25 protein-coding genes are annotated in these 25767 nt (G+C 39.6%); 9 read left to right on the forward strand and 16 right to left on the reverse strand.

Annotated features, from left to right (window positions below):
• Nucleotides 1-92: 92 nt before the first annotated feature.
• From IHV11_RS16800 to IHV11_RS16810, 3 genes are all read right to left on the reverse strand, one after another.
• Entirely contained in the window at nucleotides 93-1334 is a 1242-nt protein-coding gene (locus IHV11_RS16800; protein ID WP_197195610.1) for an MFS transporter, read from the reverse strand.
• A gap of 307 nt (nucleotides 1335-1641) precedes the next feature.
• Nucleotides 1642-1857: a hypothetical protein gene (locus tag IHV11_RS16805; RefSeq protein ID WP_197126963.1), complete on the reverse strand. Its 216-nt coding sequence runs from the start codon at nucleotides 1855-1857 to the stop codon at nucleotides 1642-1644.
• A gap of 77 nt (nucleotides 1858-1934) precedes the next feature.
• On the reverse strand, nucleotides 1935-2159 hold the full coding sequence (locus IHV11_RS16810) for a hypothetical protein (protein ID WP_197190758.1): 225 nt from the start codon (nucleotides 2157-2159) through the stop codon (nucleotides 1935-1937).
• A 345-nt stretch (nucleotides 2160-2504) separates the two neighbouring features.
• Here IHV11_RS16810 and IHV11_RS16815 point away from each other — a divergent pair, with 345 nt between their 5' ends.
• The 3 genes from IHV11_RS16815 to wrbA all read left to right on the forward strand — a co-directional run bounded on the left by IHV11_RS16815 (nucleotide 2505) and on the right by wrbA (nucleotide 4472).
• Nucleotides 2505-3170 (forward strand): phosphatase PAP2 family protein, encoded by a 666-nt coding sequence (locus tag IHV11_RS16815; protein WP_197126961.1) that lies wholly within the window; start codon nucleotides 2505-2507, stop codon nucleotides 3168-3170.
• 138 nt (nucleotides 3171-3308) lie between these two features.
• Entirely contained in the window at nucleotides 3309-3746 is a 438-nt protein-coding gene (locus IHV11_RS16820) for a hypothetical protein (protein WP_197195611.1), read from the forward strand.
• A 99-nt stretch (nucleotides 3747-3845) separates the two neighbouring features.
• Complete coding sequence (gene wrbA / locus IHV11_RS16825; RefSeq protein WP_197190760.1) at nucleotides 3846-4472, forward strand: NAD(P)H:quinone oxidoreductase; 627 nt, start codon at nucleotides 3846-3848, stop codon at nucleotides 4470-4472.
• A gap of 51 nt (nucleotides 4473-4523) precedes the next feature.
• Here the strand turns inward: wrbA and copZ are convergent, their stop codons facing one another.
• The 7 genes from copZ to IHV11_RS16860 form a co-directional block, all read right to left on the reverse strand.
• On the reverse strand, nucleotides 4524-4730 hold the full coding sequence (copZ, locus tag IHV11_RS16830; protein ID WP_197128141.1) for a copper chaperone CopZ: 207 nt from the start codon (nucleotides 4728-4730) through the stop codon (nucleotides 4524-4526).
• Between the two features lie 12 nt (nucleotides 4731-4742).
• The gene (locus tag IHV11_RS16835; protein ID WP_197195612.1) at nucleotides 4743-7145 is read right to left on the reverse strand and encodes a heavy metal translocating P-type ATPase; all 2403 of its coding nucleotides are present in this window, start codon (nucleotides 7143-7145) and stop codon (nucleotides 4743-4745) included.
• Nucleotides 7146-7160: 15 nt separating this feature from the next.
• Nucleotides 7161-7448, reverse strand: a complete 288-nt coding sequence (locus IHV11_RS16840; RefSeq protein WP_066391586.1) for a metal-sensing transcriptional repressor — start codon at nucleotides 7446-7448, stop codon at nucleotides 7161-7163.
• Nucleotides 7449-7524: 76 nt separating this feature from the next.
• Nucleotides 7525-8070 (reverse strand): TVP38/TMEM64 family protein, encoded by a 546-nt coding sequence (locus IHV11_RS16845; RefSeq protein ID WP_197195613.1) that lies wholly within the window; start codon nucleotides 8068-8070, stop codon nucleotides 7525-7527.
• Nucleotides 8071-8156: 86 nt separating this feature from the next.
• On the reverse strand, nucleotides 8157-10211 hold the full coding sequence (locus IHV11_RS16850; RefSeq protein WP_197195614.1) for a heavy metal translocating P-type ATPase: 2055 nt from the start codon (nucleotides 10209-10211) through the stop codon (nucleotides 8157-8159).
• Between the two features lie 18 nt (nucleotides 10212-10229).
• Nucleotides 10230-10544 (reverse strand): ArsR/SmtB family transcription factor, encoded by a 315-nt coding sequence (locus IHV11_RS16855; RefSeq protein WP_197126954.1) that lies wholly within the window; start codon nucleotides 10542-10544, stop codon nucleotides 10230-10232.
• 124 nt (nucleotides 10545-10668) lie between these two features.
• Entirely contained in the window at nucleotides 10669-11880 is a 1212-nt protein-coding gene (locus IHV11_RS16860) for a DUF418 domain-containing protein (protein WP_197195615.1), read from the reverse strand.
• Between the two features lie 144 nt (nucleotides 11881-12024).
• Here IHV11_RS16860 and IHV11_RS16865 point away from each other — a divergent pair, with 144 nt between their 5' ends.
• The 3 genes from IHV11_RS16865 to IHV11_RS16875 are packed head-to-tail and all read left to right on the forward strand — an operon-like array spanning nucleotide 12025 to nucleotide 14712.
• Nucleotides 12025-12828, forward strand: coding sequence for an SGNH/GDSL hydrolase family protein (locus IHV11_RS16865; protein WP_197195616.1), 804 nt, complete (start codon nucleotides 12025-12027; stop codon nucleotides 12826-12828).
• On the forward strand, nucleotides 12825-13739 hold the full coding sequence (locus tag IHV11_RS16870; RefSeq protein WP_197195617.1) for an ABC transporter ATP-binding protein: 915 nt from the start codon (nucleotides 12825-12827) through the stop codon (nucleotides 13737-13739). The genes IHV11_RS16865 and IHV11_RS16870 overlap by 4 nt, the downstream gene beginning before the upstream one ends.
• Nucleotides 13732-14712: an ABC transporter permease gene (locus IHV11_RS16875; RefSeq protein ID WP_137790451.1), complete on the forward strand. Its 981-nt coding sequence runs from the start codon at nucleotides 13732-13734 to the stop codon at nucleotides 14710-14712. Before IHV11_RS16870 ends, IHV11_RS16875 begins: the two co-directional genes overlap by 8 nt.
• A gap of 199 nt (nucleotides 14713-14911) precedes the next feature.
• On the opposite strand, the gene IHV11_RS16880 is transcribed toward IHV11_RS16875, so the two are convergent.
• Together IHV11_RS16880 and IHV11_RS16885 are read right to left on the reverse strand one after the other, a co-directional pair.
• Nucleotides 14912-16918 carry a methyl-accepting chemotaxis protein gene (locus tag IHV11_RS16880; protein ID WP_197195618.1) on the reverse strand — a complete coding sequence of 669 codons (2007 nt, stop codon included), beginning with the start codon at nucleotides 16916-16918 and terminating at the stop codon, nucleotides 14912-14914.
• 198 nt (nucleotides 16919-17116) lie between these two features.
• Nucleotides 17117-17818, reverse strand: coding sequence for a TerC family protein (locus IHV11_RS16885; protein ID WP_197195619.1), 702 nt, complete (start codon nucleotides 17816-17818; stop codon nucleotides 17117-17119).
• A 497-nt stretch (nucleotides 17819-18315) separates the two neighbouring features.
• Between IHV11_RS16885 and IHV11_RS16890 the strand changes: the two genes are divergently transcribed.
• The 3 genes from IHV11_RS16890 (at nucleotide 18316) to IHV11_RS16900 (ending at nucleotide 21507) form a co-directional block, all read left to right on the forward strand.
• Nucleotides 18316-19128 (forward strand): YihY/virulence factor BrkB family protein, encoded by an 813-nt coding sequence (locus IHV11_RS16890; RefSeq protein WP_197195620.1) that lies wholly within the window; start codon nucleotides 18316-18318, stop codon nucleotides 19126-19128.
• Nucleotides 19129-19286: 158 nt separating this feature from the next.
• The gene (gene ytvI, locus IHV11_RS16895) at nucleotides 19287-20321 is read left to right on the forward strand and encodes a sporulation integral membrane protein YtvI (protein WP_197195621.1); all 1035 of its coding nucleotides are present in this window, start codon (nucleotides 19287-19289) and stop codon (nucleotides 20319-20321) included.
• Between the two features lie 151 nt (nucleotides 20322-20472).
• On the forward strand, nucleotides 20473-21507 hold the full coding sequence (locus IHV11_RS16900; protein ID WP_197195622.1) for an acyltransferase family protein: 1035 nt from the start codon (nucleotides 20473-20475) through the stop codon (nucleotides 21505-21507).
• Nucleotides 21508-21605: 98 nt separating this feature from the next.
• On the opposite strand, the gene IHV11_RS16905 is transcribed toward IHV11_RS16900, so the two are convergent.
• The 4 genes from IHV11_RS16905 to hutU are packed head-to-tail and all read right to left on the reverse strand — an operon-like array spanning nucleotide 21606 to nucleotide 25757.
• Nucleotides 21606-21866, reverse strand: a complete 261-nt coding sequence (locus IHV11_RS16905) for a helix-turn-helix domain-containing protein (RefSeq protein WP_197126946.1) — start codon at nucleotides 21864-21866, stop codon at nucleotides 21606-21608.
• Nucleotides 21859-22833: a formimidoylglutamase gene (gene hutG, locus IHV11_RS16910; protein ID WP_197195623.1), complete on the reverse strand. Its 975-nt coding sequence runs from the start codon at nucleotides 22831-22833 to the stop codon at nucleotides 21859-21861. The genes IHV11_RS16905 and hutG overlap by 8 nt, the downstream gene beginning before the upstream one ends.
• The gene (gene hutI / locus IHV11_RS16915; RefSeq protein WP_197195624.1) at nucleotides 22808-24079 is read right to left on the reverse strand and encodes an imidazolonepropionase; all 1272 of its coding nucleotides are present in this window, start codon (nucleotides 24077-24079) and stop codon (nucleotides 22808-22810) included. Before hutI ends, hutG begins: the two co-directional genes overlap by 26 nt.
• Nucleotides 24080-24095: 16 nt before the next feature.
• The gene (hutU, locus tag IHV11_RS16920) at nucleotides 24096-25757 is read right to left on the reverse strand and encodes a urocanate hydratase (RefSeq protein WP_197195625.1); all 1662 of its coding nucleotides are present in this window, start codon (nucleotides 25755-25757) and stop codon (nucleotides 24096-24098) included.
• Nucleotides 25758-25767: the final 10 nt, after the last annotated feature.

Consider the following 25767-nt stretch of genomic DNA (forward strand, 5'->3'; position numbering starts at 1 on the left):
TTGTATTGGGAAAATTGAAGGAGAACATGTGCTTTCTTTTTAGTAAAATACATGCAGTTTTCCCAACTTATTAGATAGAATTGATAGGTTATCTATATAACCTCATGTTCTAAAGTGTCTTTTTTCTGGTATGAATGTAGGAATTTACGATTTAGGAATGCTATCAAAAAGGAAAGAAAAAACAGAAAGCTCACGAGAATATATGTCTCACGAATCCCAAATTCTTCTGCAAACCAACCGAGTATTAAAGTCGCTATTCCAAATGTCCCATAAACAAGTGTTCCATGAGATGCGTAAACTTTTGCAAGCTGTTTATCTCTATAAGATTCTTGGATCAGAGTGTTTTGAGAAACATCACGTGCCATCTGCGGAAACCCAAAAACGAATGAAACGATTAAGGCAATCCAAGCTGATGAAGTCAAACCGAACCAGATGTTTAGTAACATCAAACAAACTGTTGAAGTCATAATAACAAAACCTAGATGCGATTCCATCTTCTTAGAAAATCGATATACTACGAGACCCGCTACCATCATCCCTGCAAAAAAAGACGCATTAATGTAACCCCACCATGCTTCTCCTTTTCCGATCGCCGTTTCAACATAAACATAAAGGATCGCGGCAATCCACACCCCATGACCGAAGTTTTCAAGCACATCCATAACCGTTAAAGTGGTAAGCTTTTTAGATTGAAAAATCAGTTGCCAGCCTTCTTTCATCGTGTGCCACTTGGATTCTTGTGATAGAACGTTCTCTTTTTCGTTAACCTTTATTTGTGTTGTAAGTAAAGTCGCTGCTACAAATAAAAGGAATGTGACCCAGAGCATGTTTTGTTCACCCCATATCACTAAAAGCACACTACCTAGTGGCCAGGATAAAAGCATAGAGGTCTGGTTGGCAATACTAATAAAACTGTTTGCTTTTACAAGTTCAGAACTTTTTACGAGATCAGGTATCATTGATCTTCGTGCAGGATTTCCTATCCCTTCAAGTAGTGAAACAACCACGATTAAAACATATAAAAGAGTATAAGTTATACCAGTATGTATGCCATATAAACTCAATAAACATAAACAGAATAATAACCCTGTCTTAAGTAGAAGCGTATTGATCAGCAAACTTATTCGTTTGTACGTTTCAATAAATAAAGGTGCAATAAAACCTGATACGAGCAAGGACATCGTCTTAGCAAATGGAATTAAAGCCATATGCAGGACAGATCCCGTTTCATTATATACAAGTGTAATCAGACAAATAATGTATAGAATGTCTCCTAAATTTCCGAGCACCTGTCCACTCCATAAAAAATGAAAATAGCTATTTGCTTTGATCATAAATATGTATCATCCTTTTTATGGTAATATAAGCCAAACAAAGTGTACCACACGACAGATGATTTCGTCTTTGGAGGTGTTTGAGTAGATGTTGTTGATTTATGGTTTTTGGGGTGGGTGAATTTTCGGGAATGGATCACATATTCCTTGGTATCGATCATAAATTCCCAGCATCGATCATAAATCCCTAAATAACAGAAATTGTCGTACACAAGAAATTCCCCACAAAACCCTCTCTTCACTTCTCTACCTATAAATAAACTTCAAAAAAAGCTGGCCCCTAAATAGGCCAGCGAACACAATACCCTTATTTATGTCCTCTTCCTTTTGTCAGATGGCAGGGTACTCCTTTGCCTATAGCACCTGGCTGTGACATTCTTTCCATGTAAGCTAAACCTCTTACGCATTGCGTCTTACAGGCGATACATGTCTCACTTGTAACCATCTTTTGTGTGTGCTGGTATTTGTTAACCTGACTGTCATATTTATTTTTTATTGTCTTCTTTGCATTTTTTTTAGCCATATATGTGCCCTCCCCCTGAATCCTAAACACAGTGTATGTAGGAAGAGTGGCTTTTGACATACGTTAAAATAAAAAAACTACCCAATGTACAGGTAGTCTTCATCATGTTCAATTTGATATTGAATCCTTTGCCGTTCTGCGAGTGACATGATGTAGTCACTGTCTGACTTGTCATACGCTAATAAAAACTCGTGCAATGGCATGTTATATTTGTTCCAGACCACTTCCATCAGCCACTTTTGGCTGATCATAAAATACTCACCATTATAACGGTCTACTTTTATGGTATTGCCTACATACATCCATAACACTCCCTTTCAAAGAGGTTAAATATGCATTAGGTCTTACGGTTGTACCTCCATTATATTCCTTTTGTCAGAAAAGTCAAAAAGTAATCGTCTGAATATATAATATACGGGTACATTTACTACTTGACGCAAATTGTGGCAAAGAAATTGTAACCCTACTTGGGAAGACTAGACATAACGATAAATTGATATAAAATTTATAGTAGAATACGTCTCATGACCTATGACAAATAAACCATAATATGGTAACCTCAATAAGGTGTCTTTCAAAACGTGTAAAACCTTTAAAAACGGGAATATGTTAGTTAGCTGATGATATAGATAAAGGAGTAGTTCGTATTGCGTATTATAAAAGAGAATATTTTAGCTTTATGTCTTCTCCTCTCTATCCCTTTACTGAATATTATTTATCAAGTATTAAATCATGGGGAACGCGGGGCGAGGCAACTTATTACAGCAGTGGATCACCAAATCCCATTTGCAGAGATTTTTATAGTACCTTATGTACTTTGGTATGCTTTTATTTTTCTAATGTTTGTTTACTTTTGTGTTTATGACAGAGCCATTTATTATCGGACCTTATTAAGTTTTTGTGTGGGAATGCTGGTATGTTATGTGATTTATTTCTTTTTTCAAACCACTGTTCCCCGTCCGGAATTAGTTGAAGGTGGCATACTCACAAAGATGGTTCAGTATGTTTATGGCGCTGATCAACCATTCAACTGTTTTCCAAGCATTCATGTTTTGAGTAGTTATCTTATGATATTAGGAATTCGCCATAGTAAGATGTGGACGATAAGAAAAGATATCATTGTCTCAACCATCGCTTACAGTATCATCTTGTCGACACTTTTTGTTAAACAACATGTTGTACTAGATGTCGTTGCTGGTATTTTACTTAGCAGCCTGCTTTTTAAACTGTTTTATTATCTTGAGGCAGAAACAGTATTCAGCTTTTTTAAACGAATGTTTAAAACAAAACTTCAAAGCACAGAAAAAAGTTAAGGTGAAGAACTGCTTTTATATAAGCGGTTCTTTTTTTGTTCTTGCAGCTTAAGAAACACCATTTACAAAACAATTTTCATGTACAGACATAACTAGGATTGAAGGCAAATATGAATAACATGGGAAGGAGTGATTACGATGAGGGATGCACAAACGAATGCAGTTGACCAAGTTCGTGCAGACAACATGCACCAAATATGCAAGTCTCACATGTATTACCATGTCACGATCAAAACGCGTGACGGTCAAGAAGTCGAAGGCATTATTACTGATTTAGATAAAAAAAATGTATATATGATGGTGCCGCAAAATATGATGCCTGCAGAAGAAACACAGCAACAAACCCCTCAAACAGAACAAACATCTCAGGCTAGTGAACCAGGACAGCAGAGCCAACAGAGGCAGCAACAACAAACAAATCAGCAGAATCAGCGCCAATGGAATGGAAATCCGTATTACCGACGATATTATCGTCAGATTTTCCCGCTTGCCACTCTTGCAGCTTTGTCTTTATACCCCTATTATCCGCCTTACCCGTATCCTTATTACCCGCCCTATCCTTATCCTTATTATTAAAGCAGACCGCCTGAAACTCACAGGCGGATTTTTTTTATGATTTCAAATGGGTAAAAACGGGAAGTGTACAAGAGTCACATTAATTAAGGAGGTAATATAATGGCTAATATTTTGGTTGTATATTATAGCTCTTATGGTCATATTCATGAGATGGCACTAGCAGCAGCAGAAGGTGTAAAGCAAGTTGAAGGCACGGATGTAAAAGTGGTAAAAGTTCCTGAATTTGAAGTTACGAAAAAATACATGTCTCAGCAAGATGCTTATGTAAAAGCACAAGAAGCACAGGCTGATATTCCTGAGGTTACACTTGACGATTTAAAATGGGCAGATGGTATTGTATGGGGAATTCCAACACGATACGGCATGATGCCAGCACAAATCAAACAATTACTCGATTCTGCAGGCGGGCTTTGGGCGAATGGTGATCTAGAGGGCAAAGCCACTGCCGTGATCACAAGTTCAAATACAATACATGGTGGACAAGAATCAACAGCTATTACTTCTTTTGTCCCACTCATGCATTTTGGAATGATATACGTTGGTCTTCCTTATGGAGAAAACCCTGAACAGATGACCTCAGAAGGCATCGGAGGTTCACCTTATGCGGCTTCGACGGTTGCAGGCGCAGACGGCAGTCAACAACCTCAAGATGCAGAAAAAACAATGGCTTCACGATTAGGCAAACGCGTTGCAAAAGTAGCAAAAGCACTTAAAGGTAACCTTTAAAAAAATGCTTATATAAAAAAGCCCCTCCGATTGGAGAGGCTTTTTTCACATTTACTTTACGTCAAATCCTTGATCTTCAATCGCTTCACGCATTTCGGCATCTGTCACTTTCGAGGAATCCACTTCTACATCCACTTTTCCAGTTTCTAAGTGAACCACTACGTTTTTCACTCCATCTAGTTCATTTAGTGCATTCGTTACTGACGCTTTGCAATGGCCACATGTCATGCCTTCTACATTTAATGTTTTTGTTTCCATCATCTTTTCCTCCTAAATATTGTTTAAGTTTAATCGTTTTAAACGCAATGCGTTCGTAACCACAGATACAGAGCTAAAAGCCATAGCAGCCCCGGCAACCCATGGTTCGAGGAGACCGAATGCAGCGATCGGAATACCTGCTGTATTGTAAAACAATGCCCAAAATAAGTTCTGCCTAATATTTCGCATTGTCTTACGGCTTAACGCTATCGCTTTTGGAATATGATTCAGATCCCCACCAACAAGCGTAACATCAGCCGCTTCGATCGCGACATCTGTTCCTGTACCGATCGCCATTCCGATATTAGCAGTCGCGAGTGCTGGAGCATCATTGATCCCATCACCTACCATCGCAACTATTTTCCCTTTATCTTGAAGCTCTTTCACGATACGTGCTTTATCTTCGGGTAACACTTCAGCGAATACCTCTTTAATACCCACTTCTTGAGCGATCGCAAATGCCGTTCTCTCGTTATCACCTGTGATCATATACACATCAATACCCTGTTCTGTTAAAGATTTAATCGCATCTTTTGAAGTTTCTTTCACTGTATCAGCAACAGCTATTATCAGGACGAGCTCTCCATCAACTGCTCCAAGCATAGCTGTTTTTCCTTCGTTCTCATATGTCTCAAGAAGTGCCTCGTGCTCTTTGTATTCTACATCTTTTTCTTTCATGAGCTTTCTTGTTCCGACGTGTATGGTTTTTCCACTCACGTTAGCTTCAATCCCATATCCCGGAATAGCATGAAAAGACTCGGTTTCAATGAGAGGAATATTCTGTTTGTCTCCGTACTCAACGATGGCTTCTGCTAAAGGGTGTTCAGACCTTTTCTCTGCTGAAATCACGTGAGATACAAAACCTTCTTTTAACTCTGTGAGATCTGTCACTTCTGGTTTTCCTTTTGTAACCGTTCCTGTTTTATCTAGTAGTACAGCATCAATTCTTTGTGCACCTTCTAGATACTCCCCGCCTTTGAACAAGATTCCCTGCTCTGCTCCTTTACCTGTACCAACCATAATGGATGTTGGCGTTGCAAGACCAAGTGCACACGGGCAGGCAATCACTAGAATGGCAATGCTGACTTCAAGTGCTTGAGGCAGATTTCCTGGATCAACAAGGAAATACCAAACCGTGAAGGCCATTATTGCAATACCCACAACGATTGGCACGAAAATTCCAGAGATATAATCAGCCATTCGTTGAATAGGTGCTTTTGATCCTTGAGCTTCTTCAACAATTTTTATAATTCCCGCTAGAGCTGTTTCTTTCCCTACCTTTTTAGCCTCCATACGGAGTGTGCCGTTCTTGTTGATTGTAGCTCCTATAACGGTTTCACCTTCTGTTTTTTCAACAGGTATCGCTTCACCAGTAATCATACTTTCATCGACGGAAGAATTTCCTGAGAGCACAGTACCATCGACCGGTATTTTTTCACCTGGCTTAATAAGCAGCATATCTCCTACTACCACTTGATCTAAAGGAACCCTCTCTTCCTTTCCATCTCGAATGACAGTTGCTTCTTTTGCCTGCAGGTTCAAAAGTTTAGAAATTGCCTCAGTTGTTCTACCTTTTGCGAGAGTCTCGAAATATTTACCGACTAAGATTAACGTGATTAATACAGCGCTCGTTTCAAAATACAATTGTGGCATGTAGTCTGGGTTACCGAGCGTTTTAAAGGCTTGAACAACGCTGTAAAAAAAGGCTGCAGACGTTCCTAATGCAACAAGAACATCCATGTTCGCACTCTTATTACGAAGCGCTCGAAAAGCACCGATATAAAAAGGTCCTCCGATATAAAATTGGACGATAGAAGCGAGAATAAATTGAAACCAAGGGTTCATGAATAATGAAGGCATCAACAGACCAAAATCCCAAGGCATATGAGCAAACATCGTATATAGAAGTGGAAGCGACAAGATGATAGAAAGAATTAACTTTCTTTTCTTCGACGTGATCTCTTCTTCCTTCTTTGTCTTTTTCGTTACGCGATCTTGTTGAGTAGTCGCATGGTACCCTAGCTTCTTTATCTTGTTTAAAACATCGTCTACAGAAACAATCGCAGGATTATATTCTATGGACCCAGTTTCACCCGTTAAGTTAACCGAAGCACTAGAGATTCCTTCCATTCGGTTTAAGCTTTTCTCAATGCGTGTAGAACATGCTGCACAAGTCATGCCTGAAATATCAAGATCTACCTTTTCTTTCGCAACACCGTATCCTAGCTTTTCAATTTTTTGTTCGATCTCATGAAGGCTTATCTTCTCATGGTCAAACGTTACAGAAGCTTTTTCCATGGCTAAGTTAACGTTAACATCGACATGATCCATCTTGTTCAGCACTTTTTCGATTCGAGTTGAACAAGCTGAGCATGTCATGCCCGTGATTCCTAGATTTACTTTCTTTTGGCTCATGGTCTTCACCTTCTTTTATGATTTAGAGAATTGCTTAATGACTCTCATTAACTCTTCTATAGAGTCTTCTCCATCACCAGATTTTATCGCATCAGCCACACAATGCTGAGTGTGACTTTCCATCAATTGAAATCCTACTCTTTTTAACCCAGCTGTCACCGCTGAAATCTGAACAAGAACATCTATGCAATAACGATCATCTTCTATCATCTTTTGAAGACCACGAACTTGTCCCTCAATCTTTTTTAAACGGTTGTTTAAATCTTGTTTATCACTCTCACACCGATGTGTTTTTTGTTCCATATGAGTTCATCCTTTCGTTTTGGATGTTGACAGAGTTAGTATATACTATACCCCCCTATAGTATCAAACATTCTGATTAATTTCTTCTTTCTTTTACAAAAATGTAGATCCCTACTAACGCTACAACTCCTAAAATGATCTTTCCTTCTGTATTCCATTCGGTTACGTTATACACTGAATATGCTTCAAGTACCAATGCTGGTATCTTACCGATAGAGCTCGCTACAACAAAAGTCAAAGCTGAAACAGCCCCAATCGCACTTGCGAATGTAACAAATCCTGAAGGTACAAACGGCAGCAATCGAAGGGAAAGAATCAGGAGAAATGCTTCTTTCTCTCTTGCTTCTAACAACCTTACCACCATGGGGTACCCTTTAAGCTTCTCTCTAGAAACTTGTTTAAATCCTTTCCTATAAAGAAGAAAGGCAACCATTGCGCCTAATGCTTCTCCGATAAATGAAATGAATGTCCCGTACCAAAACCCAAAGAATAAAATATTTGCGGCTGTTATAAAAACAGTAGGAACAACACCTAAAATTCCAATTAATACATTGAGTAAGAGTGAAATGATAATCGCCCATTCGCTATACTCTTGGAAAAATTGAATAACGGTTTCTGACATAACATGCGTTCCTCCTAAAAAATCCTAAGTTCATACCCCTTTATGGTACTAAAAAAGCCATGCTGCTGCATGACTTTTTACGTTCATTATTTTCTATTGTGAAGCAGGATAGTAAGACTGATCAATGTTACAAGAATTGTAGCACCCATATCAGAAAGAATTGCAATCCAAAGTGTGAGCCATCCTGGAATCGTAAGCAGCAGAGCTAAAAGCTTCAACCCAAGTGATAATCCGATGTTCCACTTGATGATTGTATTTACTTTCCTTGAAACCTGTACAGCATCTGGAAGTTTTCCTAAATGATCTTGCATGAGTACAATATCTGCCGTTTCGATCGCACTATCTGTTCCTTTTCCCATTGCTATACCTAGGTCAGCAGTAGCTAGTGCGGGAGCATCGTTGATTCCATCACCAATCATAGCTACTTTTCCATGCTTCTTTAGTGATCTAACCTTCTCTACTTTATCTTCCGGCAGCAGCCCACCGAAGAAAGAAGACACTCCCGTTTTCTTAGCAACTTTATCTGCAACAAGTGGGTGATCACCAGTCAGCATGACCGTTTCTTTTATTCCTTTTTCATGAAGCAGAGAGATAATGTCAGGACTTTCTTTTCTAATTTCATCAGCAATAGCAAACACACCAAGAATTTCAGTGTCACTTGCAACAAGGACGATGGTATTACCTTCTTCTTTAAATGAATCGATAACACTTTTTACGTCCTCACTCGCTAGCGTACTGCCAATTATTCTTTCGTTTCCTAGCCTATACGTTTTATGATCAATTACTGCTGTAATTCCTTGACCACTAACTGTAGTCATTTCATCCGCTTCTACTTCTTCAGCACCAACTTCCCGACACTTTGCTACGACTGCTTTTGCAAGGGGATGAGAAGATGACTTTTCAATCGCATAAGCTACTTTATAAAAATCGGGGTGAAACGATTTCTCCGCCACAACGTGCGGTTCACCTAGTGTAAGCGTACCTGTTTTATCAAAAGCAATGACATTTATCTTACCAAGCTGTTCGAGATAAGCTCCACCTTTGATCAAGATTCCGTTTCTTGCATTAACTGTAATCCCAGAAAGTATCGCGATCGGCGAGGATAGAATGAGTGCACAAGGACAACCGACGATCAATACCGCAAGACCTTGGTAGAACCATTCACCCCACGGTTCATTTAATAAAAGTGGTGGTACTAACATAACTAGAGCTGAAACAACCATGATGATTGGTGTGTAATAGTTTGCAAATCGATTAATAAAAAGCTCTGTTGGTGTTTTAGATTCTTGTGCTTCCTGAACAAGAGCAAGTATTTTAGAAAGCGCTGATTGATTATACGTCTTCGTTATTCTCACATGAAGTACACCTTCATTATTGATGCTGCCACCAAATACGGTCTCTCCATCTTCTTTTTCCACTGGAAGTGATTCACCGGTGATCGCCGCTTCGTTCACAGAACTTTTTCCATAGACAACAACGCCGTCTGATGGAATCTTTTGCCCTGTTTTTACAAGTACTACATCATCCACTTCTAGTTCTTCAATAGAGATGACTTCTGTCTTGCCGTCTCTTAATAAAAGTGCTTCTTTCGGTGCTACCTTTAAAAGGGATTCCATCGAGCGCCGTGCTTTTTCCATTCCGTAAGATTCAAGCAGTTCATTAATACCAAAAAGGATAGCCACAAGAGCAGCTTCTTTCCACTCTCCGATGGCAACTGCACCAACTAATGCTACTGTCATTAAAGTGTTAATATCAAATTTTAACTTCGTCAGATTTCGAAGACCTTTTAAAAACGTCGAATATCCAGAAGCTATCGTCGCAACAGCATAAAATACTATGGAGACATACGTAATGTTCAACATATGTTCTGTTATAAGGGCTGCAATAAAAGAAGCAACGGACACATACAACCCGATCATTAGCCAGTTTGGACCCTTAGGCTCTCCGTCTGATTCAAAACGTACATTCTCCGATGAAAGGATAGAGCGTACGCTGTCCATGTCCATGTTTTCATCTAATACAATTTTACTTGAGTTAAATTGAACTTTTGCTCGTTCTCCACCAGGAAGCTGTTGAATCTGTTCTTCCAGCTTTAATGCACAATGGCCACAAGATAGTCCGGTGATCTTATGCTCTTTCATTAATGGTCCCTCCTTTCGTTAGTCGTGTCTCGCATGATGTATGGATTGATGCAGAAGGGTCATCACATGTTCATCATCTACTGAGTAAAATAGTGTTGTTCCTGCACGTCTGAATTTTACGAGTCTTAAATTTTTTAAAAAGCGTAATTGATGAGATACGGTTGACTGCATAAGTGACAGTTCTTCTGCAATTTCAGAAACGTTGCATTCTTTCTCCCCTAAAAGGTGCAATATTCGAATTCGGGTTGGGTCCGAAAGTGCTTTAAATGTTTGAGATACGATAAATAGTGTTTCCTCATCAAGATGTTCATATTTGTTTTGTTGATCAGTCATGAAAACAGCCCCCTATATTTCGGCTTTGTTTATTATATGAACATATGCTCATATATGTTACTTAGAGTGTACCGAAAATTTTGGAATTGTGCAAAACAAAAAGAAGCTAAATATCTCAGCTTCTTTAAACATTGCTTATTTCTTGTCTTTTTAATCGTTGTTTTCTTCCATATGTCAGTGAACGCCACACCCATTCAAGCGGACCCATGTAATACCTCTCTATCCACCACTTTGAAAAAAGAACTTGGATAGCAAAAATAACGCAAGCGAATATAACACCAACAAATGGTCCAAATTCACCGTACAGACCTAATCCATAACTATAGAAGATCGTTGTCGCAATAATGGATTGAGTTAAATAATTGGTAAAAGCCATTCGCCCTGTAAATTGAAAATAGTTAAACAACCGTTTATATCTTCCACTTCGATAAAGAAGAACGATGCTGGAGATGTAGAAGATACTCATCATCGCACCTCCAAACTCATACCCCCATGACATCGCAGTTTCATAACGCCAATCTTCCCCTTTTGAAGGAAAAAAAATCACAGCAAATATTTTACTGCCTGGACCTAGGATCAATGTTAGCAGCCAAATCTTCCATAATTCTTTGTTCGTGAACGTTCTTTTCTTCGCTGCATAAGCACCGAATAAAAACATCGGCAAAAGTCCAGCTATAAAAAAGAGAAAGTACCGGTTCAAATCTCCCCATTCACGAATTCTTTCCTTCATGATCTCAAGGTATGTACCTTCGCTATATACTTCAATGGATTGAAAGATTTCTTGTTCATTGAACTCATTTTGAGCGCTTTGATACGATAGAGCTGCGCCACTAGTCCAATAATCATATGTTAAGGTAGTCATAAATAGGCTGTACAATGTTATTAATACGAAACCAGTTATGATTAATACTTTCTTATTTAAGCGATAGAAGATCAACATGAACAAACCTACGATCGCGTACATGATCAAAATGTCACCGTACCAAAAAAACAGGACATGCAGAATGCCAAAGAGAAGCAGGACAAACTGTCTTCTTAGAAAAACAGGAACAAACCTCATATTTTTGGCTTTCGCTCTTTCTGCCATCAATACGATCCCGAACCCGAATAAAAAGGAAAACATCGTTATAAAGTTTCCTTGAACAAAAAACTCTAGCAACACGTTTGTCCAAACATTATACGGCTCGTCAAAATACTCATAACTTAAAGCACGGATGGGTGAATCAGGTCCTGAAAAAGACTTCATATTTACGAGTAAGATGCCAAAAATGGCTATACCGCGCATGATATCTAATGATTGAATTCGTTCTTGATCTCCGACTGGTCTCCAATTCATAAAGAACCCCACTTAAAATTTTTTTCCATGATTCCACTCCCTTTGGTTTATTTTACCGCAAATAGGCAAAAAAGTTAGAATATGAGTCATTATTTGCTATTCTATAAAGAACAGATCAAGGATTTGGGAAGGATGAAAGCGGTTTTGAAAAAATATACCTTAACGGTCGTTTCAATTGTCTCTATTGCAGCTACAGTACTATGGCTGTTTGGTCTTGGTTGGACGTTACAAGATCAATTTTCTACTAACAAAAAAGTTTCACAGTTTAAAGAAAAAACCGAATCAACTTCAACAGAGAAGCAAGATGGCACCCTGACGATCTTTGCATTAGGGGATTCTCTTACTCGTGGAACCGGTGACGCTGACGGAAAAGGTTATACGGGCTATCTAACTGAGCGCTTAAAAGAAAAAACAGATCAAGATATTAATCTCCTTAACACTGCAATCAAGGGGGAAACATCTAGAGGTCTTCTAAAGCAGCTTCAACAAAGTGAGATTCAGCGTCAAGCCAAACAAGCAGATGTGATCGTCATGACGATTGGCGGAAATGACCTTTTTCAACAAGGAGCAGCACTTGAGAATTTAGACAATAATGCGATTAACGGTAAAAAACAGATCTATTTAAGTAATGTTAAGAAAATCTATACTCAGCTTAGAGAACTGAATCCTGACGCAGTCATCTATCATGTCGGATTGTACAACCCTTTTAGCAACATGCCTGATTCAAAAACGACTTCATCAATCGTTAGAGACTGGAACTTTCAGTCTGCTGAAACTGCAGCTGGCTTCAATAACATCGTATATGTACCTACCTTTGATCTCTTTCAGCTTCAAGTAGAAAACTATCTCTATACCGATCAATTTCATCCTAACACGGAAGGTTACAAGCTGATTGCTGAACGAGTAGCCTCACTGATCAAATTTGAACAGGAGGAGAACGAATCATGAGTCAAATACCTGCATTAGAAGTAGAGAATCTAACGAAGAAAATTAAAGGCAAGCAGATCATAAAAGGTGTATCATTCACGCTTGTTCCAGGAGAAGTCTTCGGTTTTCTTGGGCCGAACGGTGCTGGGAAAACGACTACGATTCGAATGATTGTCGGTTTGATCTCTCCCACTTCTGGAACGATTAAAATCGGCGGTAAGAATGTAAGAACTGAATTTACTGAAGCGATGAGACATCTCGGCTGTATTGTTGAAAACCCTGAACTGTACCCGTATTTAACAGGCTGGGAAAATCTTGTACACTTTCAAAAAATGGATTCTTCCATTCCAAAGACGAGATTGAATGAAGTCATCGAACTGGTCGGATTACAAAATCGGATTCACGATCGTGTAAGCACCTATTCACTCGGTATGAGACAGCGTTTAGGTATCGCTCAAGCTCTTTTAGGCAAACCAAAAGTTCTTATTTTGGACGAGCCGACAAATGGTCTAGACCCTGCTGGTATTCGTGAGATGCGTGAATTTATACGACAATTAGCAAGAGAAGAAAACTTAAGCGTTCTTGTATCTTCTCATCTGCTTAGTGAAATTCAGCTGATGTGCGATCGAGTCGCGATCATATCAAAAGGAGCGGTATTACGAACAGACTCTGTTGATAACTTATTGGCTGAGCAAGAACGTGTGATCTGGCGCGCTGAACCTCTTTCACTCGCTAAAGAGATTCTTTCTCTAGAAACAGAAGTAACGGAAGGCCCAGATGATACGTTGATCACGTTATATAATGAGCCACTGCTGCCAGATTGGAACGAGAAGCTCGTAAATGCTGGTGTGAAGGTAAAAGAAATGAGAACTCAGCTTCCTTCTTTAGAAGATCTGTTCTTAGAAGTAACAGGAGGCGAAAGCATTGATTAATCTTGTCCGGAATGAAATGTTAAAGCTTCTTAGAAAAAAACGTCTGTATGTCATCATCTTGATCATCGCGTTCCTTGTTCCTCTTTTTACATATGCTCAGTTTAAAGAGATTCAAGATCAACGTGAGAAGATGGGGAATCAAGATTGGCGTACCACGCTGCAGCAAGAGATCACTGACACACAAAACCGATTAAGCTCGAGCCGTATTCAAGATGAATGGCGTAAATTTCTAAAGATCAGACTTTCTCAGCAACAATATTATTTAGAGAACGATATCGATCCACGTGCTCCAGGTGCACCTACGTTTATGCGTATATTCGTTGAGAACTCGATCGATCTACTTCTTCCGCTGCTCGTCATGGTCATCGTGGCAGACCTCGTATCCTCTGAGTCAAGTGGAGGAACGATAAAGCTCTTGCTCACTCGTCCTGTTAAACGATGGCGCATTCTGCTTAGCAAATATTTAGCGATGCTGCTCTCGATTTCATTTATCGTTTTATCTGTAGCTGTTCTATCGTATGGGATATCTGGCGTCGTTTTCGGATATGGCGGATGGAACATGCCTCTTTTAACAGGATTTACGGTTTCCGGAGATGAACTTTTAACTGAAAATGTCCACATCGTCCCACAATGGCAATACATTCTGATGGAGTTTGGCCTTGTATGGTATGTTTGTATGATTGTCGGAACACTCACCTTCATGCTGTCCGTATTGTTACGAAGTACTGCTGCCGTTATGGGAATCATGCTCGCATCACTCATTGCTGGAGCCATTCTAGCAAACATGGTATCTTCTTGGGAAAGCGCGAAATATTTCTTTATGGTAAACCTGAACCTTACGAACTATGTGAGTGGAATGGCAACTCCAATCGAGGGGATGTCGTTAGGTTTCTCGATGAGCGTATTAGCCGTCTGGGGAATCGCTGGGTTCATCATCGCTTTCGTTACTTTCTCTAAGCGAGATATCTATTAAAATACAAAAAGAGAAAGGAAACCGAAGTCGGTTTCCTTTTTTATGTGACTCGTTTCTAGTTTTTTGAAGGTAATCTGTCCGTTCTCGTAGTTAATCTGTCGGATTGATTCCTTAATCTGTCCGATTCAGAGGATAATCTGTCCAATCGAGAAGATAATTTAGCCATTCGACACAATCATCTGTCCAATTGCAACTTGTACTAAATTTTAAAGTGTTTGATCATTTCAGTCAAAGCTTGTGAAGCATCGTTCAATTCTTCGGCTGACTGAGAAACCGTAGATAGTGCCCGAACTTGCTCTTCAGAAGACGCACTCACTTCTTCACTTGCCGCTGCAGATTGTTCGGCTACGGCTGCGATACTTTGAATAGAAGCTACTACTTCCTCTTTATAGTTGTTGATCATCTCTACTTCACTCGTAATTTGTTCGATGGACTTCACCATATCTGCCATCGTACCTGAGATTTCGTTAAAAGCAGACTCTGTATCTGTTACGGTCATGTTTTGATCGTGAGCGATTCTTTTCGTATACGCCATCTCATTTACAGCACGCTCTGACTCTTCTCCTATTCCGGAGATCGTCTTACGGACTTTATCTGCAGCAATAGCAGATTGTTCCGCTAATTTTCGTACCTCATCGGCAACGACCGCAAAACCACGCCCGCTCTCACCCGCTCTAGCAGCTTCAATACTTGCATTTAATGCGAGTAGATTGGTCTGATTTGAGATTTCAGTAATCGATTGAATCACTTGTTCGATCTCTTCTACTTTAACAGCGAGTCCCGAAATGACAGATTCGATGTTTTTCAAAACCTGGTTGCTTTCTCCCGTTTTTTCACGTAAGACGTCCATTTGTGAGATTCCTTTTTTGTTTGCAGCCTCAGCTAATAAAGACAATCGAGTCATCTCTTCTGCTTGTTCGTTTACTTTTTCGATCTGTAGAGATAAGTCCATCGTTCGACGGTTTGTTTCATCGGCATCTTCGGCTTGTGTTGTAGCACCAGAAGCAATCTCTCTGACAGCTCTAGAAACCTCTTCACTTGCTGCGATCGTTTCTTCTGACACGGCACTCAAGTTAGAAGTAGATTCATTAACAGTTACAACAGAATGACTGACCGACGTAATCAGTCCCCGCATGTTTTCGACCATAGCGTTAAAATGATGAGTGAGTGTTCCCACTTCGTCTTTGGATTTTGCTTCAACAGAGACGGTAAGATCGCCTTCTGCTACTTTTTGTACTTGTGTCTGTAATCTAGTAATCGGATTTGAAATACTTTTCGCCAATATATAGGTTACGCCTAATGCAACGATGACTGCGACCGACGTAAAGATTAGTATCATATTTAATAGCTCTTCAGCATCTTTTAGTAGTTCTTTCTGGTCATAGACAAATCCAAGCTTCCAGTTCGTGTCGGCTATCGTCGTATAATAGAGCTCTCGGTCTTTATTCTGATAGGTATAGGAAACATTTCCTTTATCACTTTTGTATATTTCTTTAATAAAAGTCTCTTTACTTAAATCTTTTCCTTGTTGTGTCGGATGAACGAGTGCCATACCTTTTGGATCAAGAAGCACTGGATATCCTTTGTAGCTGACTTTAGTTTTATTAATCATGCTCGTTAGTCCAGCAAGATTCAGATCAAGACCAACTACACCAAGAACCTCATCTGTTGCAGGATCTAACACCGGTTTCGTAACCGTTACAACATATTCACCAGAACTTGCATCTTCATATGGTTCTGTCCATATCGTCTTTTCTGGTGATTGTTTGGCCGTTTGATACCATGGGCGTTCAGTAGGATCGAACCCTTCTGGAAGCTCAAGTTTTGGAGTCGTTTTGAACTGTTTGGTTTCTGCACCTACGTATAAGACCGCAACGTTTTTATTGAGATCCAAAAAGTGCTTGAAGTCCTGATCTACAACCGGCCACGCTTCATTTAGACCTTTGACTTCTTCCGTTTTTAATGTTTTTAAATAATTGATAAGTCTGCTATCCTGGCTGTATCGATCGATCGTATTTCCATAAGATTTCAGATACAGCTCTGTTGAGGCTTTAACTTCGCTTGAAAGACTTGTTGCTTGTTCGTTGCTGTTACTTTCAAGTTGTTGTTTTGTTTGAAAATAAGAAAATAGCGATACAGACAAAAGTGTAATGGCAACTAGAATACTTACAGAAAGCATGATCTTCGTTTGAATTCTTTTAAACATCTGCTTAACCCCCATTTATCATCTAAAACCCCTTACCTACATATCGTCATCTAGTTATAAATGATTTAAGAAATAGGTCTAAACAGGTACAAAAGAATCATTTTTAACTTAAAAACTTTAAAAAGAAGTACTTTTCACCTAAATTCACACAGAGTTTTACAAATACAAGTACAAAAAAAACCGCACGAGGCGGTTTTCTTAAGCTTCTTTTCTAACGAGCGTCTTTTCAGATGCTCTGTCTTCAGCTATTTTTCTTTTCTTAAGTGTTCCTAATCCTAGAACAAGAAGAACAACAAGAACTTCAAAGCCATATTTGACAAATCCATTCTCGAAATAAGGAGCCATGAATTTTTCTCCTACGATCATCTTAGAAGCCGTCCATGCAAGAACACCTGCTCCAATTGTAATGATGAACGGGTATTTATCAATGACCTTTAGGAACAATGTGCTTCCCCAAACAACAATCGGCACTGAAATCAGTAAACCGATTACCACCAGTAAGAAATCACCATGTGCAGCACCTGCAACGGCAAGAACGTTATCAAGACCCATTACCGCGTCTGCAATAATGATTGTTCTAATCGCTGCCCAAACATTATTTTGTGCTTCAATATCATGATCTTTCTCTTCGATCATCAACTTATAAGCGATAACGACAAGAATTAGTCCACCTGCAAGCAGCAAGCCTGGAATCTTCAGGAGCCATACAACTGCAAGCGTTGCAGCTGCACGGATTACAATTGCCCCTACTGTTCCCCAGATGATTACTTTCTTCTGATTTTCCTTCGGCAAGTTTCTAGCTGCCAAGCCGATTACAATTGCGTTATCACCAGCTAATACTAAGTCGATAACAACGATCGCCAATAAGGCCGACCAAAAATCTGGTGTTAAAAAATCCATTCAAAAAATCCTCTCTGTTAAACATCTGTTTAATCATATCCATATAGTCAATGAAAGCAGAATAATAATTTCATTAAAGAAAAATAAAAAAATGAGTAATTACGCACACTTTATGCCCTGCCAGGCTTATCCACTTCTACATATAATAATAGCAAAGGGGGTGTTTATTATGCGTTCATGTTCATGCAGATGTAAGCCTAGATGCCAATCCTGTGTAAACTTTTGTGGCGTTCCATTATTTTGTCGAGACATTCATCCTTGCTGTTTTCCTTTCATTCAGCCTCAACCTACACCAGTAACCTCTCCTTTAATTGTTGTTTGTAGTTGCCATCGTTGCTCACAAAGACTCAGGTAGTATGTTTTAACAGCAATTAGACTGTAACTTCACATCACTGATACGATTGAGTGAACGTTTTGTTTCAAAAAAGCGTTCTTTTTTTTTATTAAGGGAATAATGCAGGATAGATTAATAAGATCCATTTATTGGGGGTGTCCTCGTGCATTGGTTTATGAAGCAGTGGTTTCATCGTTTCTTTCAAGATAAAGTATTCGATCTTTCTGCACAGCTTGCTTATTACTTCCTAGTTTCTCTTTTTCCTTTTGTTTTTCTCATTTTTACTATACTCAGCTTCCTGCCTATATCTTCTTCTTATGTACTATCACTTTTTCAGTCTATTGCACCAGAAGAAGCATATGCTTTACTAGAGTATAATCTAGTCGCTGTATTGGACGAGCATAGAGGAGATGTATTATCTGTTTCATTAATTATTATGATATGGTTAGCAACAATCGGAACGCACGCAATCATCCGTGTCTTCAACCAAGCCTACCAAGTTGAGGAGAGCCGACCTTTTATTAAAGAACTCATTTTAGGCATGTTCCTTACATTCGGCCTTGTGATCGCAGTTATTACTGCCCTTTTACTGCCGGTCTTTGGTCGAAACATTGGGATTTACATATTTGAACGTACAGGATTTTCTCATCCCGTCTGGCACATTTGGGAAACAGCACGCTACCTGATAGGTTTCTCTGTGCTCCTCTCCATTTTCTCAGCTCTCTATCGTTTTGCGCCAAATGTAAGATTAACGTTCAGAAACGTGTGGCCTGGAGCTATTTTTTCAACAGCAGGCTGGCATCTATTTTCTTACTCATTTTCTTCCTATGTACTTATTTTTGACTACGGTCAGATATATGGAAATTTAGGCGCATTATTAACTTTAATGGTGTGGTTCTATCTCTCTGCCATGATCTTAATCACGGGTGGACAGTTGAATGCGATACTTGCATTAAAAAGGGAATTGAGAAAATAAGAAGATTTTTGAAAACTTCAGTTTCTGTGATTGACATTTTCACATTATCGTAACATCATTGTGTATATATGAAGAATTAACATCTTTTTTTCCGGTCATAATGGATAGTAACGAAAAATTTGCTGACCGGCTAAAATTACGGAGATCGGGGCTGGAAAATGACTGTAAAAAACTTAATCTTATTACTCATTTTGCTTGCCGGAATCGTCATCTTTGTCTTTTACAGTATACCTCTCCTTCTCGCATTGCTAACTGCTATAATGCTAGAACCAGTAGTGAAATTGTTTATTAGACTATTTAAAGGCAGACGATTATTGGCCGTCACTGCTACTTTTATCTTGTATCTTGCGGGACTTGGTATTTTCTCTTACTGGCTTACGACAACGCTCATTATTCAGGTTATCGAGTTTATCACTGTTCTACCATCTTATTCCGTTCATCTGTTCGAAGTGGCAGAGAATACATTTTATGAAATGGAAAACTTTTATGCTAGCTTACCTCCTGAAGTGGTAAGAACACTTGAAGAGGGATTAGTAGGTTTAAAGGATTATGGCGTTGAAACAGCAAAGAACTTAACATCTGGTATCTTAGGGCTGATCACAGCCATACCTGGATTGTTGATCTACTTTATTATCTATGTAGTAGCCGTTTTCTTGTTTTCATTGGATCTTCCGCGTTTGTATGCTGAGTTTCTTAACCTGTTTACAACGGCAGCCCGTGAAAAAGTTGAACTGGTCTTTAGTCAATTATCTAGAGCAACGGTAGGATTTTTTCGTGCTCAGATCATCTTAAGTTTTGTTACATATGCATTGGCATTGATCGGACTTATGATTTTAGATGTCGAGTATGCTGTGATTCTCGCTCTTTTGATCGTTATTGTTGATATCCTTCCAATCCTCGGAACAGGTTCATTCCTTGTCCCATGGGCCGCTTATTCATTCTTTATCAACAATAATGACCATCTTGCATTCGGACTTCTGATCATGTTCGGAGTAATTACGATTGTTCGAAGAATCATCGAACCAAAAATACTCGGTTCAAGTCTTGGTATATCTGCACTAGCAGCTCTTGTTTCCTTATATATCGGATTCCAGCTTCTAGGCTTTATTGGATTGATTGTCGGTCCCGCTATCGTCATCATTTATGAAGCATTAAGAAGTGCAGGGTTTATCAAAATAAAGATCGATTTCTAACGAAAAACGTGTTTCCTGTAATAGGAAACACGTTTTTTTGTATTTATAGGTTAGAAACACCTGCAATGTTGGGAATTATAAAGAATAAGTAAAAAAAATGAGAAATTCATACGAATACTTTGTAAGGTGAATAATTATTGGAGGAATATCGATGAGTACTGCTACAAAAGAACGCGATTATTATTTTGACAACGCAAAGTTTATTCTAATTTTCCTTGTCGTGTTCGGGCACTTTATTTCCCCGATAAAAAGTCAAAACGAGTGGCTTTACACGATCTACAACTTTATATATACCTTTCATATGCCTGCGTTTATTTTGATAGCGGGATTCTTTACAAAAGGTGTTTGGCGTGACGGTTATCTTCCAAAAATCTTTAAAAAGGTTTTGATTCCTTATTTGGTATTTCAACTAATCTACAGCTTTTTCTATTATGATTTGTATGGTAAAAGTGAAGTTAAGCTAGACTTCTTTTCTCCACATTGGACGCTTTGGTTCTTATTAAGTCTAGTTTTCTGGAACATACTTTTAAAAGTCTTTGTGAAAATGAAGTATCCGCTCGTACTTGCCATAGGTATAGGAGTTGCAGTAGGCTACATTCATGATATTGGTACATTTTTAAGTCTCCTTCGAACATTTGTCTTCTTCCCTGTTTTCTTGCTTGGACATCTGCTTGAAAAGAGAGACTTCAAAAAGATTTTACGTCCGAGAGCCAAAATCGTCTCAGCTGCTTTCTTAGTCGTACTATTTGTTACGTATCATTTTATTTTTCCTAACGGAACAAAAGAATGGCTTCTCTCGTCATCTTCTTACTCGGAAATCCTTGGATACAACGATTGGTATGGGGGTATTGTCAGACTCGCTATGTACGGTGTCATGTTTGCGGCGACCTTCAGCTTTTTAGCACTTCTGCCCCGCAGAAGAATGTTCTTCACTGAATTCGGTGAACGCACATTATATATCTATCTGTTGCATGGATTTGTGTTGAAATACTTGTTTACAACAGATTTATTTGCATCTATTGAGGAAAACGGCGCATACTTCATGCTTCTGTTCTTAGCTGTTATCGTAACTCTATTTCTAGCTAGCAAACCCGTTATCGCACTAACACAGCCGTTTATAGAGCTACGTTGGTCTAAGCTTAAAAAAATGTTAAAACCAAAGCCCTCTCAGCCTAGAGAGAGCTAGTTTTCATAGAGAAAGCACCGCTAAGCCGAAATGGCTAGCGGTGTTTTTTCGTTTCGAAAAGAATATAATAAATAGAAAGAGTGCTATTAAAATAAATTCTAAGACCCTTGCTTATAGTAATGTTGTTTTGCCTCTGCTAACACACGTAACGGAAGTTTGTCAGCGAGTTTAAACGCTTCTTTTTCGTCTAACTCCAAGGTCGTTACAAGCTTTTCTATCTTTTCTTCAGAAGGAATCATCCTTCCCTTTTCAATATCAGCCATGTATTGAGGAGTAATACTTAATCTTCGAGCAAGCTCTGATTTACTCAATCCTTTTTGGTTTCTGGACATTTCTATAAACCTTCCAAATTCACTCATCCTTTATTCCTCCTTTTCTTTTTGTATAAAACAGTGTGAATTGTATGATGATGTAGGCCGCTAATCGGCTCGTCATATTGCGGAAATCTAAGGTTGGATCAATTTCTACGATGTCCATTCCTTTAACAGATGGCTCTTGTGCAAGATATTGTATACCTTCAATTAACGAGTCGCTGTCTAATCCACCTGGTCCGATTGCAGGACATCCTGGTGCAAAAGCCTGATCCAAAACATCCATATCAAGAGAAATATATATGTTATCTGTTGTCTGTTTTAACTGGTCAACTGATTTTTGTAATAAAGAAAGCAAGCCACTTCTTTTAACATCAGCCATCGTATGCACGGTAACACCATGATCCTTCGCATAATCATGATAGAGTTTCCCGTTTGAGAAATCTCGAATACCGATCTGAACAAGTTGGTCGCCTGTAATCACACCATTTTCAATGAGTTGGCGAAACGGCGTACCGTTTGATGGACCACCGTCCTCCGTGTTACGGAGATCAAAATGTGCATCAAACTGTATGATGCCAACTCGTCCCCTCGTTTCTTGGAAAGCTTTGATCGCTCCTGCAGAAACAGAATGATCACCACCCAGAGTTATCACACATGCATCTCTATGCTGAGCTCCGATATCTTTTAAGACCGAATGGATACGGGATTGTGACATAAAGAGATCTGTTACATGCATCTCAATATCTCCAAAATCGCTAATGCTCTGATCCCAAAGATCACTTTCTTCTTCAATGCTATATGTGGAAAACGAATGCATCATCGCACGAATGGTTTGTGGTGTGAGATGTGCACCTGAATGTGAAATAGAAGTCTTAGAGAGAGGAGCTCCAGCGATCGCTACTCCTCTCACTTCTTCTCCTGACCAAGGCTTTAATAGCTGACCTGCCTTTTTAATGCCGCGGTCAGTAAAGGGTGCCTCATCCGATTTACGTAGAAAGGGTATAGTTTGCATGAATATCTCCCTTTCCAACAACTAACTTACCGTTCTTCCATACTTTATTAACGTGGTTAACACCGTAGTGGTACGGAATATACTTGTAGTTTGGTACATCCCACAGAGCAAGATCTGCTTTTCTTCCTATTTCTAGACTACCTGCAACATCTCCGCGTCCAATAGCGAAAGCGGCATTGACCGTTACAGCGTTCCAAATTTCTTCTGGCGTCATCTTCAGCTTTAATGCAGCTAAACTCATAATGAACTGTAAATTTTCTGTCGGTGAACTTCCAGGATTAAAATCAGTCGAAAGTGCTACAGCTGCTCCACTTGATATCATCTCCCGTGCTGGAGCGAAATGATCTTTTCCTAAATAAAACGTAGTGCCAGGAAGAAGGACTGCGGTCGTATCTGATTCACCGAGCATCCGAACCCCTTCTTCACTTGCTCCAACTAAGTGATCAGCAGAAACCGCACCGATCTCACAAGCCATCTCCGTTCCACCGAGAGGATCGATTTCATCCGCATGAATCTTCACACCGAATCCAGCTGTTTTTGCTTTTTGAAGAAAGACTTTAGACTGTTCTACTGTAAAGACACCTGTTTCACAGAAAATATCTACAAACTCTGCAAGACCCTCTTTTGAGATTACACTCAACAAAGAAAGCATCTCTTCTAAAAAGGCATCTGGTCTTCCTTTATAATTTTCAGGAATCGCATGAGCTCCCAAAAAGGTTGAAACAAGGTCGATCGGGTGAGTTTCATTCAGCTTTTTTGCTACTCTCAACTGCTTTAATTCGGTCTCTTTATCCAGTCCGTATCCACTCTTTGCTTCCATCGTCGTAACGCCATATGTTAAACATCTGTTTAAATGGAACATTCCTTTTTCATAGAGATTTTCTTCTGATGTTTCACGCGTAGCTTTAACGGTCGAATGAATTCCCCCGCCTTGAGCCAAAATTTCTAGATAAGGAACTCCTTGTTGTTTCAAAGCGAGTTCATGCTCACGCGATCCCCCAAAAACGAGGTGTGTGTGAGGGTCCACTAAGCCTGGTGATAAAAGTTTGCCTGTTGCCTCAATCGTTTCTTTTGCCTGTAACTGAGATGCTTCTTCCGCAGTTCCAATAAACGCGATTACACCATCTTTTATCCCAACAGCTCCGTTATCAATGATGGAGAGTTCGTTCATCTGTGTACCTCGAAGCGCCGCTCCATTACTTTTTGGAACAATCACCTGTCCAGCAAAAATCAATGTATCTAGCATTCGTCACACTCCTTTTTTATTTCTCGATCATTGGCAGATCTACGCCTTTTTCTTTTGCCGTCTCAATCGCAAGGTCATAACCTGCATCAGCATGTCTAACGATTCCCATTCCAGGATCACTTGTTAATACACGCTCTAAACGACGAGCTGCTTCTTCTGTTCCATCTGCTACAACGACCATTCCGGCATGAAGAGAATACCCCATCCCAACACCGCCACCATGGTGAACAGAGACCCAGCTCGCTCCGTTTACTGCATTGATCATCGCGTTTAAAATCGGCCAGTCCGAAACGGCATCACTGCCATCCTTCATTCCTTCTGTTTCACGATTAGGCGAAGCAACTGAACCGCAATCCAAGTGATCACGCCCGATTACGATTGGTGCTGACAATTCTCCGCTAGCTACCATTTCGTTGATGATTTTTCCAAACTTCGCACGTTCACCATATCCTAACCAACAGATACGGGAAGGAAGGCCTTGAAACTGTACTTTTTCTTGAGCCATCTTGATCCATTTGCAGAGGTGCTCGTTATCACTAAACTCTCGTAAAATTACTTCATCCGTTTTTCTGATATCTTCAGGATCGCCCGATAACGCAACCCATCTAAATGGTCCTTTCCCTTCACAGAACAATGGGCGTATAAAAGCTGGTACGAATCCTGGGAAATCGAATGCGTCTTTTACTCCTTCGTCAAGTGCTACTTGTCTGATGTTATTCCCATAATCGAATACGACAGAACCTTTCTTCTGCATCTCAAGCATAGCCTGAACGTGAACCGCCATAGATTGCTTTGATTTTTCGATATATTGTTCCGGATGACGTTTACGAAGTTCTTCTCCTTCTTCCATAGAAAAACCTACTGGTAAGTAACCATGCAACGGGTCATGTGCAGAAGTCTGATCCGTAACAAGATCAGGAATCTCTCCCATCTCGATCATCTTTGGTAAAAGTTCAGCAGCGTTCCCTAGAAGACCAATCGATAAGGGCTCACCTTTGGCCGCATATTCTTTCGCCATGCTTAATGCTTCATCTAAACTCTTTGTCATTTTATCTAGGTATCTCGTATCCAAACGGCGTTGAATCCTTGTTTCGTCTACATCGATAGCGATCACAACGCCATCGTTCATTGTTACTGCTAGAGGTTGTGCGCCTCCCATACCTCCGAGACCTGCTGTTAGCGTGATCGTTCCTTTTAGTGATCCGTTAAAATGTTTGCGAGCAGCTTCGGCAAATGTTTCATACGTCCCTTGCAGGATGCCTTGTGTGCCAATATAGATCCAGCTTCCTGCAGTCATTTGGCCGTACATCATCAGACCTCTTTTTTCAAGATCACGGAATGTCTCCCAATTTGCCCATGCAGGAACAAGGTTGGAGTTCGCGAGTAAAACACGCGGAGCATCAGTATGCGATTTAAATACGGCGACCGGCTTTCCAGATTGTACGAGAAGGGTTTCGTCATTCTCTAAACGTTCTAATGTTTCTATGATCTTATGATAAGAGTCCCAGTTTCGAGCAGCTTTACCAATTCCTCCATAAACGACAAGCTCATCAGGATTTTCCGCTACTTCACCATCTAAATTGTTCATAAGCATTCGAATTGCCGCTTCTTGCACCCATCCTTTTGCAGATAGTTTCGTACCTCTTGCAGCTGATATAGAATGTTTTACGTTTGACATGTCAAAATAC

The sequence above is a fragment of the Fictibacillus sp. 26RED30 genome (assembly GCF_015903845.1).
GTDB classification, from domain to species: domain Bacteria; phylum Bacillota; class Bacilli; order Bacillales; family Fictibacillaceae; genus Fictibacillus; species Fictibacillus phosphorivorans.